The 13544-nt window shown below is 51.9% G+C and carries 15 protein-coding genes, 1 tRNA gene and 1 pseudogene; 12 read left to right on the top strand and 5 right to left on the bottom strand.

Annotated features, from left to right (window positions below; all coding sequences use genetic code 11):
• The first annotated feature begins 1 nt into the window (after position 1).
• The gene (locus KW838_RS21580) at positions 2-1240 is read left to right on the top strand and encodes a cytochrome c (RefSeq protein WP_218503531.1); all 1239 of its coding nucleotides are present in this window, start codon (positions 2-4) and stop codon (positions 1238-1240) included.
• 1 nt (position 1241) lies between these two features.
• Entirely contained in the window at positions 1242-2213 is a 972-nt protein-coding gene (locus KW838_RS21575; protein WP_218503530.1) for an XdhC family protein, read from the top strand.
• A 117-nt stretch (positions 2214-2330) separates the two neighbouring features.
• Here the strand turns inward: KW838_RS21575 and KW838_RS21570 are convergent, their stop codons facing one another.
• Positions 2331-3614 carry an FAD-binding oxidoreductase gene (locus KW838_RS21570; RefSeq protein ID WP_218503529.1) on the bottom strand — a complete coding sequence of 428 codons (1284 nt, stop codon included), beginning with the start codon at positions 3612-3614 and terminating at the stop codon, positions 2331-2333.
• A 184-nt stretch (positions 3615-3798) separates the two neighbouring features.
• Between KW838_RS21570 and KW838_RS21565 the strand changes: the two genes are divergently transcribed.
• The 6 genes from KW838_RS21565 (at position 3799) to KW838_RS21540 (ending at position 6792) form a co-directional block, all read left to right on the top strand.
• Positions 3799-3875, top strand: a tRNA-Val gene (locus KW838_RS21565).
• Between the two features lie 691 nt (positions 3876-4566).
• On the top strand, positions 4567-4845 hold the full coding sequence (locus tag KW838_RS21560; protein ID WP_218503528.1) for a hypothetical protein: 279 nt from the start codon (positions 4567-4569) through the stop codon (positions 4843-4845).
• Positions 4829-5053: a hypothetical protein gene (locus KW838_RS21555; RefSeq protein WP_218503527.1), complete on the top strand. Its 225-nt coding sequence runs from the start codon at positions 4829-4831 to the stop codon at positions 5051-5053. Before KW838_RS21560 ends, KW838_RS21555 begins: the two co-directional genes overlap by 17 nt.
• Positions 5053-5442, top strand: a complete 390-nt coding sequence (locus KW838_RS21550) for a hypothetical protein (RefSeq protein WP_218503526.1) — start codon at positions 5053-5055, stop codon at positions 5440-5442. The genes KW838_RS21555 and KW838_RS21550 overlap by 1 nt, the downstream gene beginning before the upstream one ends.
• Before the next feature lie 544 nt (positions 5443-5986).
• Positions 5987-6424, top strand: a complete 438-nt coding sequence (locus KW838_RS21545; protein ID WP_256358932.1) for a hypothetical protein — start codon at positions 5987-5989, stop codon at positions 6422-6424.
• The gene (locus KW838_RS21540; protein ID WP_218503524.1) at positions 6421-6792 is read left to right on the top strand and encodes a hypothetical protein; all 372 of its coding nucleotides are present in this window, start codon (positions 6421-6423) and stop codon (positions 6790-6792) included. The genes KW838_RS21545 and KW838_RS21540 overlap by 4 nt, the downstream gene beginning before the upstream one ends.
• A gap of 117 nt (positions 6793-6909) precedes the next feature.
• Here the strand turns inward: KW838_RS21540 and KW838_RS21535 are convergent, their stop codons facing one another.
• Positions 6910-7659: a hypothetical protein gene (locus KW838_RS21535; protein WP_218503523.1), complete on the bottom strand. Its 750-nt coding sequence runs from the start codon at positions 7657-7659 to the stop codon at positions 6910-6912.
• Positions 7660-8008: 349 nt separating this feature from the next.
• Between KW838_RS21535 and KW838_RS21530 the strand changes: the two genes are divergently transcribed.
• The gene (locus tag KW838_RS21530; RefSeq protein ID WP_218503522.1) at positions 8009-8509 is read left to right on the top strand and encodes a hypothetical protein; all 501 of its coding nucleotides are present in this window, start codon (positions 8009-8011) and stop codon (positions 8507-8509) included.
• A 444-nt stretch (positions 8510-8953) separates the two neighbouring features.
• Here KW838_RS21530 and KW838_RS21525 read toward each other — a convergent pair whose 3' ends face one another.
• On the bottom strand, positions 8954-9763 hold the full coding sequence (locus KW838_RS21525) for a hypothetical protein (RefSeq protein WP_218503521.1): 810 nt from the start codon (positions 9761-9763) through the stop codon (positions 8954-8956).
• A gap of 136 nt (positions 9764-9899) precedes the next feature.
• Here KW838_RS21525 and KW838_RS21520 point away from each other — a divergent pair, with 136 nt between their 5' ends.
• Positions 9900-10343 carry a hypothetical protein gene (locus tag KW838_RS21520; RefSeq protein ID WP_218503520.1) on the top strand — a complete coding sequence of 148 codons (444 nt, stop codon included), beginning with the start codon at positions 9900-9902 and terminating at the stop codon, positions 10341-10343.
• Between the two features lie 120 nt (positions 10344-10463).
• On the opposite strand, the gene KW838_RS21515 is transcribed toward KW838_RS21520, so the two are convergent.
• Positions 10464-12545 carry an acyltransferase family protein gene (locus KW838_RS21515; RefSeq protein WP_218503519.1) on the bottom strand — a complete coding sequence of 694 codons (2082 nt, stop codon included), beginning with the start codon at positions 12543-12545 and terminating at the stop codon, positions 10464-10466.
• Positions 12546-12693: 148 nt separating this feature from the next.
• Here KW838_RS21515 and KW838_RS29960 point away from each other — a divergent pair.
• A pseudogene (locus KW838_RS29960) lies at positions 12694-12810 on the top strand (glycoside hydrolase family 19 protein); the annotation flags it as partial.
• Positions 12811-12820: 10 nt separating this feature from the next.
• Here KW838_RS29960 and KW838_RS21505 read toward each other — a convergent pair.
• Positions 12821-13027: a hypothetical protein gene (locus KW838_RS21505; RefSeq protein ID WP_095965321.1), complete on the bottom strand. Its 207-nt coding sequence runs from the start codon at positions 13025-13027 to the stop codon at positions 12821-12823.
• Between the two features lie 250 nt (positions 13028-13277).
• On the opposite strand from KW838_RS21505, the gene KW838_RS21500 reads away from it, so the two are divergent.
• Positions 13278-13472, top strand: coding sequence for a hypothetical protein (locus KW838_RS21500; protein ID WP_007975687.1), 195 nt, complete (start codon positions 13278-13280; stop codon positions 13470-13472).
• Positions 13473-13544 lie beyond the last annotated feature (72 nt).

Raw genomic sequence — 13544 nt, 5'->3', positions numbered from 1 at the left:
CATGAAGCCACTATTGTCCCGCCTGGCGCTGGCGGTCGGCCTGGCTGCGCCTGTGTTGCTGGCCCACGCCGATGAGGCGCAGGTCAAGCAAGGCGCGTACCTTGCCCGCGCGGCCGATTGCATGGCCTGCCACACCGCGCCGGGTGGCGCGCCCTATGCGGGCGGTCTGCCGATCGTGTCGCCGTTCGGCACGATCTACGGCACCAACATCACCCCGAGCAAAGAGCACGGCATCGGCCTGTACAGCGATGACGAGTTCTTCGCCGCGCTGACCGAAGGCAAGCGCCGCGATGGTGCGAACCTGTATCCGGCGATGCCGTACACCTCGTATCACCTGATGCCGCGCGCCGATTCCGACGCGATTCATGCCTACCTGAAAACCGTCGAGCCGATCGAGCGCGCCGCGCCGGTCACTAGCCTGAGCTTTCCGTTCAACGTGCGCCTGGGCCTGATGGGCTGGAACATGATGTACGGCAAGGACGTGAAGCTGGAGTCTGCCGAAGGCAAAAGCGAAGCCTGGAAGCGCGGCCAGTACATGGTCGACGTGCTGGGTCACTGCGGCGAGTGCCACACCCCACGCGGCTTGCCGGGTGCGATGCAGCAGGACAAACGCATGACCGGCGGCATTCTCAATGGTTATCTCGCACCAAGCCTGCTGGCCACTGACCTGGCGGCCCGTGGCTGGAATCATCAGGACCTGAGCTCGTTCCTCAAGCACGGCATGAGCGCCCAAGGCACGATGTTCAACGAGATGTTCCCGGTGTTCCACAACAGCACCCAGGGCCTCAGCGATCCGGATCTGGCGGCGATGGCGACCTTCCTGCTCGGCGATCAGCCGCCAGCGGCGAAAGTGCTCACCGAAGTGCCGGTGGACAAACTGAGCCCGAGTGCCCAGCGTGGCCGTCAGGAATATTTGAACGTCTGCGCCGGTTGCCATGCGCCAGGCGGCGAGGGCAAGCCGCACATCGCCGTCGCCATGCGCGGCAACACCACGCTGCGCCTGGAAGATCCGCGCAACCTGGTGCGGGTGATCGACGACGGTATCGGTGAGCAGAAGTTCTCCGGGTTCGAGCACATGCAGCCGATGCCGGGCTTCGCCGACAAGTTGAGCGACGGGCAACTCACGGATCTGCTGAACTACCTGCGTCAGGGTTGGGGCGGTCAGCCCAATGACCTGGCGGTGAACGACGTGCAGACGTTGCGGGCCGATGCGCCGCCGCTCGAGCACAAGGCCCACTGATATGCAGCATCTCGATCTGCAAGTGGTGCGCCGGGCGTTGGAGTGGTCGACGGCCGGTCAGCGCATCTGGCTGTGTACGGTGCTGGCCACGTACGGCTCGGCACCGCGCGCACCGGGTTCGCTGCTGGCGGTGAACGCTGACGGGCAATGGATTGGTTCGCTGTCGGGTGGCTGTGTCGAGGAAGACTTTCTCGAGCGAGTCGCCGAGGGCGCGTTTCTGCAGCCGGTCAGCGTCGTTCGTTACGGCGAAGGCGACGACCCACGCTCGCGCGTCAGCCTGCCCTGTGGCGGGGTGCTGGACGTGCTGGTCGAGAAGCTTGACGCCGAATGTGACGTGCAGGCGCATTTGCGCGAGCTGGAGTCGGCACTGTTGGGCCGACGTCGGCTGATCCGAGAAGTCGATCTGCAAAGCGGTGCGCGCAGCCTGTTCGATGATCGTGAGCAGGGTGTGCGCATCGAGCGTGAAATCGATCGGGTGCGTGTACGCGTCGGCGCGGCCCAGCGCTTGTTGCTGGCCGGGTACTCCAGTGTGGCTCAGGCCTGCGCGGAGTTTGCCGTGGGCTTGGGTTTCGAGGTGATTCTGTGCGATCCGCGGGACGAAGTGCTGGAAGGCGTCGTGCTGGAGAACGTGGAGATTCGCCGCCAACTGCCGTCGGTGTTCATCGCCGACGGCGGCTGCCACAGCGACACGGCGGTGGTGGCGTTGACCCACGATCCGCGTATCGATGACCTGGCGATGATGGAGGCGGTTCGCACCGAGGCGTTCTATATCGGTGTGATGGGCTCCATGCAGACCTCACGGAAGCGTTTCGAGCGGTTGCGGCGTATTGGTGGCTTGGGCGATGCCGAACTGGCGCGGATTCATGCGCCAATCGGGCTGAACCTGGGCAGCAAGACGCCGGCGGAGATTGCTTTGGCGGTGCTGGCGGATATCCTGCGGATTCGCAGCGGTATCCCACGAGATCGTCTCTAACCCCCAAAACCTGTGGGAGCGAGCTTGCTCGCGATGAGGTCGTAACATCCAACACATCCGTTGGCTGCCAGACCGATATCGCGAGCAGGCTCGCTCCTACAATGTATTGCGTGTCGCTTAGTACCCGAACTTGTCCCGCAATCCGTAATACCACGCACCCAATGCCGCAAACGGCGTACGCAGCAACTGTCCGCCAGGGAACGGGTAGTGGGGCAGGTCGGCAAACGCGTCAAAACGCTCGGCCTGGCCGCGCAACGCTTCGGCCAGCACCTTGCCCGCCAGGTGCGTGTAGGTCACGCCATGGCCGCTGCAGCCCTGGGAGTAGTAGATGTTGTCGCCCAGGCGTCCGACCTGAGGCAGGCGCGACAGGGTCAGCAGGAAGTTACCGGTCCACGCGTAATCGATCTTCACGTCCTTGAGCTGCGGGAAGGCCTTGAGCATCTTCGGTCGAATGATCGCTTCGATGTTCGCCGGATCCCGCGCGCCGTACACCACGCCGCCGCCGAAAATCAGGCGCTTGTCACCGCTGAGTCGGTAGTAGTCGAGCAGGTAATTGCAGTCTTCGACACAGTAGTCCTGAGGCAGCAGGGTCCTGGCAAGTTCATCGCCCAGTGGCTCGGTAGTAATCACCTGCGTTCCGCAAGGCATCGACTTGGCGGCCAGTTCCGGCACCAGATTACCCAGATAAGCGTTGCCGGCGACGATGATGAATTTAGCCCGGACCTTACCCTGCGGCGTGTGCACCACCGGATTCGCACCGCGCTCGATACGCACTGCCGGCGACTGCTCGTAGATCGTCCCGCCCAGGGATTCAACCGCCGCCGCTTCACCCAGCGCCAGGTTGAGCGGATGAATGTGGCCGCCACTCATGTCCAGCATCCCGCCGACGTACTGATCACACGCCACCACTTCGCGGATGCGCCGTTGATCCATCAACTCGAGCTGGGTGTGGCCGAATCGCTCCCACAGACGCTTCTGCGACTCCAGATGACCCATCTGCTTGGCGGTCATCGCGGCGAACACACCACCGTCCTTCAGATCGCACTGGATGTTGTACTTGGCGACCCGCTCACGAATGATCCGGCCACCTTCAAACGCCATCTGCCCCAGCAACTGAGCCTGCTTGGGACCGACCGTGCGCTCGATGACATCGATGTCGCGGCTATAGCTGTTAACGATCTGCCCGCCATTACGCCCGGACGCCCCGAAACCCACCTTGGCAGCCTCAAGCACCTTGACCTTGAAACCGTTCTCCAGCAGAAACAGGGCAGAGGACAGCCCCGTGTAACCGGCGCCAATCACACAGACATCGGTCTCGACGTCATCCTGCAACGCCGGGCGCGGCGGAACCGCATTGGCCGATGCGGCGTAGTAGGACTCTGGGTAGGGAGTGTTAGCCATCCGGCAGCCTCTGTTTAATATATTTTACGAGTGCGTTGATCCTACCCGAGTTGAAAATCGCCCGCCAGCCACCCGGAAAATCTTCTTTGTACCGGCAAAATTAAATATTTTGCATATTCATAGGGTTAGCGCGAAAAAAGGTGTTGACACCCCTCCGGAATTCCGTAGAATGCCGCCTCACAGCAGGCACGTAGCTCAGTTGGTTAGAGCACCACCTTGACATGGTGGGGGTCGTTGGTTCGAGTCCAATCGCGCCTACCAAACAAAATCCGCTCTGCTGGGCGGTCTGGAAGGGCTCACCGAAAGGTGGGCCCTTTTTTGTTGTCTTGGATTTCTTCAGAACGTTCACAAAATATAGGCTTCGTTCACACTGGGCAATGTGAACGCCGTGAACGTCAGTTCCTAGGTGGTAAAAAGCTAGCCCATGATGTTGGGGTGATTCACTTGCCACCAGTTCCAGGGGGGCGATCCCTGCCATAAATCTTTTCATAATTACTCCTTGTATTGTGGTTGGGGTGGGTCTGCCCGTACATTCTGATGTCGAACTACAATCTACGGATTAATCCATGGTCGAGCGCCAAGGAAGCCCGTATGAAATTTAGCCTTATCGTCTTGAGTGGCGCTGTCGCTATGGCTCTTGGTGGCTGTGCCATGGCATCCAAAACCTATACCTCTGATGGGCGTGAGGGTTTCAGTATTGATTGCTCTGGAAGTGCACTGAGTTGGGGGAAGTGCTACGAGAAAGCTGGGGAATTATGCGGGGCTCGGGGCTATGACTTGCTCGAAAAGTCAGGCGATCAAGGCAGCACTGTCGCAGCTAATCAGTTTGGACTCTACGGTGGATCAGTCATGAGCAGGAGCATTGTGATTGCGTGCAAGTAGCACCTGAGAAGCCGGCGGTAAGTCGTATGAAGTCGTTTCGCGGGCTTGGCGATGCACAGCGAGGTTCACCATGAAGACGTTATTTGTAATGGCGCTGCTGGTATCGGTGCTGGGTAGTACGACGGCTACTGCTGCTACGTTCGACGGCTACCAATGTAAGGGTGATTGCTCAGGGCACCAGGCAGGGTATGACTGGGCAGAGCAGAACGACGTAGACGATGAGTCGTCTTGCAGCACTCCATCTGCATCGTTTAATGAAGGTTGCCAGTCGTACGTAGATGAGGGCAGCGAATCTAGCTCAGGGGCCAGCTCATTAAATGACGACGACGATTATGAAGAAGATGAATAAGATCGAGGTCAGGTTCAAGGGAAAGAAGTATGAGTCCAGCTATAAGGTCGCCCATGGGATGTCTACTGTCCAGTCAATCTGCGGTGAGGAGTCCGTACAGATCGGTGGGATGACTGAGGAGTGGGCAGCGAAGGAAGCCCTCACGGCGCTTCTGTCGAAAGCCGAAGCCAGCGGCTGTCTGGATATGTGGCCTGCGAGAGAATCCTGATGAAGGTATGGATAGGAGTGGTCGCACTGGTAACGGCAACGAATTCGTGGGCAACGGACGACTATCGCTGCACGATTGAAAACACGTTTGCTGCAAAAGAAAAACCGATAAACCGAATCTACATTGGCAAACAATTCACTGTTGAAAGGCGGACTGGATTGATGGCGGGCGCCCTGAAGAATTCTTACGTCACTGACCCACAGGTCATTGACTACGGATCGATTGAGAATAGCTACAAGGCCGTAGCGACCATGCGGAAAGATCAGGGGGCGGGAGTCGGCTCAAGCATCTATGCATTGACGATCAATGAGTACGACGAGGGCGATAGAAAGCCCTTCATCTTCCTGCAAAACGACGAAGCGTTTCTCGGTTGGTGCGAGCATTTCTGATTTGAGGTGGATCGCAAAGCGTGCCTATCCTCCCTTCTGTCTTACCATGGGCTACTGATGATTCTGACGCAGCTTTTCTATGGCTGTGGTGATGGCGTCTGCGTTCATATCAAGTCGTTTCAGTGCGGTGCTGACATTGTGTGCCGGGGTGTGGCTGGCAGGGTTATCACCTATCTCTAATCCCTTGATTTTAAAGGATTTATCAGTCAAAAAACTCGAAGTGGACCAGCGTTTAGTGACACCTAAGTGGTGTACTGTGCTGTGATCTTACCTTCTCATATTTCCCTATCCAATCGTTTTGCTTCGATGGCCGATTTCTGGTTCAAGTTTCGGGTGCAGACGTCTTGCAGTCATTACCATTGCCTCGCTTATCGCTCGGCCAAACTGTGGAAGGTTATTGGCATTCCGAGGCGATGAGGTATAGTGGCAATACGAAGGCATAGAGGCATTTCACTTCCGAATTGCACCTTCAAAAATGACAGTGTCTCGGCAGGGTTAGTAGAAGAATAGTGGCTGGACGCAAGGGGTGCTGGAGGATGGTGTTTTGAGCGTTTTTATTGATGTGGTCTCTTTTCTATCTAACCTATTAACCGTTATCGCCTCTTCTATAGCTATTTATTTGTTCTTGGCGAAGCGCAAAGAGATATCCTCAGTTTTTTCTCTGCTGGTTAATTACACATTTCAGATGTCTCTTGCTGAGATAAAGGAAAAGCTTGAGCGCTTAAATGATTATAATGCCAAGGACCCAGAGAGCATAGAAATTATCGAGAATATCTTCCATGAAATAATTGGGCAAATTCGTGGTAATGATAAGTTGTCTGGGCATTTCGCTGAGTTGATAGAAAGGATGGAAGATCTTACTACTAATAAAAAGAAGCTTACAGAGCCAAAGAAGCGTGCAGTAGTAAGCGAGCTGCGCGAAAGGCTCAGAAATCTCAATGTCGAAAGCATAGATGGTTTGGTTGGGAGTGAAAATACGTGAGTAAGATTGTTGAAGCGGTTAATGTGATGGCTTCTAATAAAGACAAGATTGACACGGTTTTGCAGGGCGAGTTTGAGTCTGAGATCTTTTTTCGCTATGCAAAAAAACATAAATGGTCGATCATCAAGAATGACTCGGGTGAGTACTACCTTCACTACTATCCTGGCAAAGCTAGTCTTGAGGAAATGGCATCCTGGCACCCCGAAGAGTGGCATGAATTCAATGGTATGGTTTCTTACAACTCTAAAGATTTAGGAACCAAGGAAGCCCGAGAATCCCTTGGGGAGCTATATACCATAGTTAAGGAAAAGGTGTATGGGATGGATAGTGTTTTACAAGATATCATTAGTAGCGATGATACTTGGTGATATTGTTGTCACTGGCATGCCTCTACGATTAGTGAGCTTCTCGCCTACATTTACTTTATAGGCTGGCTCACTATATACATGTTGCATTGCCAGTGCGACCATCTGGGTCCCCAGCGCTCATATAGAAATAAGCATTTGATTAAACGAATCCTTGAACACAGCATGATCTATAGCATTTCTCTGCCACCATGTATTTACAAATAAAATTATGGCGAGCAACGCATAGAGCACGGGGAGAATGTAATCTGTAAACCAAGAAGTAGTGAAAGAGCCTTTTGTAAGCGCATAGAGTTGACAAATGCGAACTAGAAAAATATTTGGGACTACCAGCTCATTTCTGATAATTTGCGTATGTTCTTGTTCGGCGGCAATGAATGAGAACGAAATATCAAAAGACAATTCCGTTCGTTTGGCAAGTTCAGGGTTTCGATACTGAATAAATTTCAAAATAGACGAATAATCATCTGACAGCTGATGCCCCATTGTGACCTGCTTATAGATCTTCACCAATTTAACATCATCTTTAGCTTGGCCAGCAGACTTATACATAGCCAAGGCTAATCTTCTAATGTAAGCATAAGGTGCTATCGTCTTTAAAACGGATTCAAAGACGGAAATCATGTCTTCATTTAGTTTGAAGCAACCCCTGGGCGACTTCTGAAAGAAGCGAATCAGAAGGTATAGATTTCCTAATGCTGCTACTAAATGTACATTCTGGATATTGTCTCTAATGCCGATAGACACTCCTAGAAAACTAAAAGCTCTCAAATCCACAGAAAAATACCACAGAAGTAAAAGCAATGTAGAGTACGTTAACAGAAAAGCCCTAGACTTTTTGAAGTCACTTTCCACATCTATAGCATCCATAGCAACCTCTTTCGTGATGACAAATTTCGTTTTGCTAGTGTAGCGAGCACTATTTAACAATATTCTGTTTTTTGCATTCTACTACTAATTTCTACTACCCAGCCCCTCTGATTTGAAGAACCGATTTCAAGGTCGAATCCGTACCATTCAGGTAAAGTCCGTGGTGGTCTTGACTGTTCATGATCACAGCGGGTATGTAGGTTGATGCTTGTTGTAACACCCGATCGATGTTTTGCCTATCCTCGATAAATACCCTTGCAAAAGATAAACCTTGCCTTGCCAGCTAGTAAAATTTATCCTAATCTGAAGTAATTTTAGTACACATATCGCGAAAGTAATATGGTGACTCATGAAATTCTTAAACATGATGCGAAACTTCTTGTTAGCAGTTTTTCGCCGGTTATTTTATGGTGATGATGATGGTCGCAATCGTATGAGTGGCCAGGAGACGAAAGAGTTCTATGGCGGGTTATTTCACGAATTCCTCGACTTGGTATGGCGCAACCCATCTGACACCCATAAAACATTGAGAAGAACATTTGTTCTTGGCTTTGTCGTGTTTGTTGTTTTTGGTGAGTCCCGGGGTTTGTCGCACTTCACATCAATAGGTGTTGCGCTGATAGGCTCCTTTATCAATTTATTAATAGGTTTTTTTGTTTTAAGCTACCTGTGCTCCCATATTGCAAAAGGCCGAGGAGTTACGGATTATGATGGGTATTTGGAAGAATCCCTAAAATACTCCAATCGGACCTCTGTGCGAAAAATAACAACGACCGTTATTGTTGGGCTAATGGGCTTGATTCCTTTAGTGGCTTTAGTCTGGCTCGATAGACTGCTCCAGGGGGGGTAGTTAGCAATAGGATTATATGATGTGATTTTGGTGAGTTTGAAATGTCGTGACATTTCCCAACTGCAATAGTCTCTCGAAAACTCCAACCTCATCCCCAGACACGTCAATTTGACCTTCTTGAATCTTACTCAGCAACGCTCTCAATACTTCAGTGCCATACACAGTCATTTGTAACTTCTCCGGAAAACCAAGATGCTTGGCGAACATGCATTGGATGTGTCGAGGCTCGCACTTGTCAACGCTCGTGCGAAAAACCTGTGATTACGGGCGTGATTTGCCAATTACGTGCAGAAAACCCAGGTCTGGTGCTGTTAACGCACCCTGCTTGTCAAGCTTTAACCCATAGTCCTTACAGAATGCGGGCTGTAACCATGGGCACCTTCTTCGCTCTAGGTTGATCGCGTGATTGGCGTAGGGGTTTCAGCAGGGTTACTCGGCAGTTGTTCAGGGGTTTTCATGTTGCTGAGTGGATACCACCGGAAAACACAGTGCCGTCCCAATATCGATTGGCTTGTGCTTGAGTACATCAGCAATACCGATACGCTTGAACTCCTCCAGCACCATCGTGGCAGCGGTATCACAGAGACGAATCATGTTGTTTGCATACGTTGCTGATTTGTCGCTGGAGGCGTACAAAAACTTCAAGCTAGGCGGCAGGTAGCTTTGACCATAATACGGTTCCCTGCCAGAGTTAATGTCAAGGTGCTTGCCCAGCTCGCTATCTACGATCATTCCGATTTTACAGCTTTGCAAGAACAGCGGATCGAGACTCCGAGTGATCGCTAGGTGCCATCCAATGGGCTCACTCTTGGCTTCATGGTCTGTATTCAAGATGATGTAGCTTGCATGGTGGTCGTAACGGATGTCGGCTCCTAGCGAACGTAGTGGCTCCTTCACCACGTAGACGCTACAAACGCTCACCCGATAACCCTGATGAGTTTCGATAAGCGTATTGGTGTCAACGGCCATCAGATAGTCGAAGCGCGTCTTCAGCTCAGCAAAATCGCCCAGAGACAACGAGAAGTCATTGGCTGGGGCGGAATAGAGGACCTTGTCGTCTTTACCCTCTCGCTTATGCGTGATCTGGCGACGAATACTGCTTGGATCAATCTCAGGAATATGCAGCTGCTGGGTCGTTGGGTCATATTCCAACGTAAGCGATGAGACGTTTTTTTTCACTTGCCCATACACGTAGTGGTCCCGTGGAACTTTCTGCTGACCTTGCTTACGTTTTTTCTTGTCCTTCTTTGCCATGGGGGCAGCGTCCTTGATGGTGAAGTGACGACATTGTAGCTGCACTGACTGGGCTGATCGCCCCTAGATGGCTTGACCCTCTCTGATGTGAACCGTTTACAGCGCCGCTGTAAGGGTAATCAACGCTGATGCACAGTTGGTCTTTCCAGTAGCACTGGTAAGCGGAGCTTACGACAGTTCCTGCTCGAGCATCGCTCGCCGCCATTGCACTAGCAAGCGTCAGCTTGAAGCTCGACCATTCCAGTTAGCTGGCGGATATATTGATATATATCAATCTGCTTACACCCATGAACTGCCGTTCATTGCAGGAAACACCTTAGATCTTGAAGCTTGGTCATCACGTATTTTTCAAGGATGTGCCGTGACAGCCTTCAGCCGATTTTCGAGTGTGCTGGCCAAATTCGAAGCGCTTTCAGTTGAGTGCATTGTGGTGCTGCGCCGCGCCGCCTGCGCGGTTGAAAGCGACCCGCTAAAAAACGAGGTCGAGTATGACGCGATGATCAACGATACGGAGCCTGACTGTGCTGCATGGCTCGCTGCCGTGGCTGCGATCAAAGAGCGCTACCCACTGCCTGACTGATAGCCGCTTGCCCAAAAAGCTCAGCGGTCAGACTGCCCGGCCGTTATAAACTGGCCGGGAAGTCCGTGAATTATTTTATTGTGCGCTGGAAGATTCGTAAAAGCAGTCGCTGCTAGAGCGCTAGTTTTGATCGGTGTTTGAATGCTCGTTCGTTATAAGGTCTACGAGTAATTTTCTTGCCAGGTATTCAGACGCTATTGGCGTAAGGTGTCCATAATCCCAGCTTGTGATGCCTGCTTTAATGTCATTTCCCAAGTAGGTCATGCAGCCATCTTTGTTGCAGAATGCGCTTATTATATCGGCATAAATTGCTCCCGAGTTGGCCAGGCTTTTTTTCAACTCGGTGTTTTGATTCATCACTATCATGTTTAGCCCTAAAAGAGTGCGCCTTGGCGTGTTAATCCACAGGGTTTTCATGATCGTTTTAGGAAGATCAACTGTCCAGTGTGGTGTGGGCCCTGTAAAAATAACGCGCTTGACTCCAGCGTCTTTCAATGCCAGGTAAATACGGCGAAGAGCCGCCGGGTCGTGGTTTTCATTTTGGCCAACAATTACTACGTCTGGATTTAGTTGCTTTATTTGCTTGAGAGCAAACCAGTTTGACTGCGTACAGAAATCTGTAGTTGAAGGGTCCTTGACGTCGGGAGATGCCACACATCCTGAACTGGCGACTTGTAGGACATCCCAGTTTTCAGGCATTTCTTTTCTTAACCCTGAGAAAAGTTGTTGGGCGTGAGAGTCTCCCCAAATAAATAGTGTCTTGCCATTTGGGAATTGCTTTGTGTAGCAACTGCTGTCTATTTCGGCGACCGGTACATTTGTTGAGTTTCCTTTGACGTACTGGGCTGTATTTTGAAAATTGCACTCGCCACGATAATTCTTGAATAACTCAAGTTTTGCGAAGTATTTTCGTTCTGGTAAAGAGTTTTCAAAATACTCCGCGAATTCCTCTCTGTCTTTTAAGCGAGATTTGAAGCCGCCATTTACGTATGTGGTGTATCCAGTGATCCCGAAAAACAGCAAAAGAACGATCAGTGCTGTTGTTTTCGTTTTGTTGTAACCGCCAAGGCGCAATGGCCGCTCGACAAATTTATATGTCAGCCAAGACAGGAGTACGGAAGTCACAACAGCCAAGCTCAATGTTGTTGGTGAGACTGTGCTCCCTTCCAGGATGTGAGCGAATGATAGAAGAGGCCAATGCCAAAGATACAATGGGAAACTGATAAGTCCGAACCAAACGAATATTCGATTAGATAGTACTGTTCTGTTGAACCATGCATGAGGACCTCCCGCGATAATGAGAGATGCGCCCACAGTTGGCAGTAGCGCCCACCAGCCGGGAAACTGGTTATTCTTGGTGGTTAGAGAAAACGCCACTACAAGGCATGTAAACCCAACAAAGGATTGAGTGTTTCGAATAACTGGGCCGCCGACCCCTCGCCATTTCGGGAATGTCTGGCTTTTATACAGGGTCACATAGGCCAGATATGATCCAATTAGAAGCTCCCAAAATCTGGTTTGCGGGGAGTAGAAAGTGCCAACTGGATCTGACTGCACGCTCATTACGTTTAAGGCGAACGATGTGCCGCCAATCAAGGCGAGTAGTATCAGAGTATTCAGTCTTATTTTAAATGCGGCCCAGAGTATCAATGGCCAAGCCAGATAAAATTGCTCTTCTATACCCAGGGACCATAAATGCAGGAGCGGTTTTGTGTCTGCGCTATTGTCGAAGTAACCGGATTCTGCGCGGAGCACGAAATTTGATATGAAAGCAGAGCCTCCGGCAATGTGTTTTCCAAGTTGCATGTATTCATCAGCAAGGAGAACAAACCAGCCGAATGCCCAAGTGGCGGCAAGCATGAGCAAGAGCGCGGGAAAAATCCGCCTTACCCGACGACTGTAGAATTCCACGAAACTAAAACTGTTTTTCTCGAGGCTTCCTAAAATGATGCTGGAAATCAGGAAGCCGGAAATAACGAAAAAGACATCGACACCAACGAACCCACCCGGAATCAGGGATGGAAAGGCATGGAACGCGACGACAGACAGGACTGCAATCGCGCGCAGCCCATCAATATCTGGCCGATATTTAGGGTGACTCAGGTGCTTATCGACCGCTGATTGCGGCGATTCGGATAAGGAAGTCATTGTTTTTAGTAGATCCGATTTAATTGAACGCCATACTTTGGCGCCGAGCAGCATACCAGCACCACAAACCTTTCCCGCCATCGAGCGGTTTTTTTCGCCTGGAGAAAGCCATGGGCATCAGCGCGCAGCAGCTGCTGCAGATCCTCCGGAGCGCCCGCCGCCAAGCGGGCGTTTTTGCACCTGCGCGCTCAACGCGGCCAGGTATCGCGGCCGTGGCCTGATCCAGATCACTGGCCCGGCGAATTACGCGGCGTGTGGCGAAGCATTGGGAGACCTCATCAATCATCCGGAGCTGCTGGAGCAGCCGCAGTCGCCTGCCTCATAAAAACTCAGAGCGCGAAACCCGTCGCATGAACCAGATGCACCTCCTGCGCTCCAGCGATCAGGTGCATGGGGACGTTCTGTTGTACATCAATGGACGGTACCTCGAAGCTCCCTACAATCTGGAGGTGTCGCTCGCTCAGTTCGGTCGACTCTGCTGCCTTTTCCTTAGCCATTCTCGCGTGGTTCATTGCGATTTCGTTGAGCGTTGACACGTTACATCTCCCGGTGACTGACCAAGCGTATCGCTGGAGTCCTTAAGCATTGATTGAATGGCTGCTGCGTCAGAATTATGTCGTTCCCGCGCTGCTGTGCGCGATCTGTGCAATCCTCAAGCCACGGATGCGGTTGAACTCATCGTCGTGTTTTGGCAGGCGACGAATGGCGGGCAACGGTGGATGATGATCCGGATTCTTTGCCATTCAGGCGTAAACTAGTGGGGCTGCCTCATTCAAAGGAGCCGCCATGAACGTCGATCAAATCAGCAAACAGGCACCCGTAGACAAAGCCGTTTGGGATCAATATTTCTGCGCTGCATTGATTGCCGAAAGCAATCTGACAGCCCCGGTAGTGGGTGGGGCTACGCACGAAGACAGGCAGAACCTGTTGATCGAGAGGGCTAAAACCCTGGCCGACAAAATGATGGAAAACCGGAAGTAACCAGAGCCCAGCCATCGCGCTGGGCTCTTTGCATGCGGCGCTCTTTGTATGTGGGGCGCCGATGCTGGCGAG

It is taken from the genome of Pseudomonas sp. PDM27 (genome assembly GCF_019219205.1).
Lineage (GTDB): Bacteria > Pseudomonadota > Gammaproteobacteria > Pseudomonadales > Pseudomonadaceae > Aquipseudomonas > Aquipseudomonas laurylsulfatiphila.
This window is presented reverse-complemented; position numbering and strand designations above follow the sequence as displayed.

What these genes read in the sequence shown, in the direction of transcription:
- KW838_RS21500 (WP_007975687.1), top strand. Translation starts at nt 13,278, where the DNA reads ATGAACGTCGATCAAATCAGCAAACAGGCACCCGTAGACAAAGCCGTT.
- KW838_RS21550 (WP_218503526.1), top strand. Translation starts at nt 5,053, where the DNA reads ATGAAGGTATGGATAGGAGTGGTCGCACTGGTAACGGCAACGAATTCG.
- KW838_RS21570 (WP_218503529.1), bottom strand. Translation starts at nt 3,614, where the DNA reads ATGGCTAACACTCCCTACCCAGAGTCCTACTACGCCGCATCGGCCAAT.
- KW838_RS21515 (WP_218503519.1), bottom strand. Translation starts at nt 12,545, where the DNA reads ATGCTGCTCGGCGCCAAAGTATGGCGTTCAATTAAATCGGATCTACTA.
- KW838_RS21535 (WP_218503523.1), bottom strand. Translation starts at nt 7,659, where the DNA reads ATGGATGCTATAGATGTGGAAAGTGACTTCAAAAAGTCTAGGGCTTTT.
- KW838_RS21575 (WP_218503530.1), top strand. Translation starts at nt 1,242, where the DNA reads ATGCAGCATCTCGATCTGCAAGTGGTGCGCCGGGCGTTGGAGTGGTCG.
- KW838_RS21530 (WP_218503522.1), top strand. Translation starts at nt 8,009, where the DNA reads ATGAAATTCTTAAACATGATGCGAAACTTCTTGTTAGCAGTTTTTCGC.
- KW838_RS21525 (WP_218503521.1), bottom strand. Translation starts at nt 9,763, where the DNA reads ATGGCAAAGAAGGACAAGAAAAAACGTAAGCAAGGTCAGCAGAAAGTT.
- KW838_RS21580 (WP_218503531.1), top strand. Translation starts at nt 2, where the DNA reads ATGAAGCCACTATTGTCCCGCCTGGCGCTGGCGGTCGGCCTGGCTGCG.
- KW838_RS21560 (WP_218503528.1), top strand. Translation starts at nt 4,567, where the DNA reads ATGAAGACGTTATTTGTAATGGCGCTGCTGGTATCGGTGCTGGGTAGT.
- KW838_RS21555 (WP_218503527.1), top strand. Translation starts at nt 4,829, where the DNA reads ATGAAGAAGATGAATAAGATCGAGGTCAGGTTCAAGGGAAAGAAGTAT.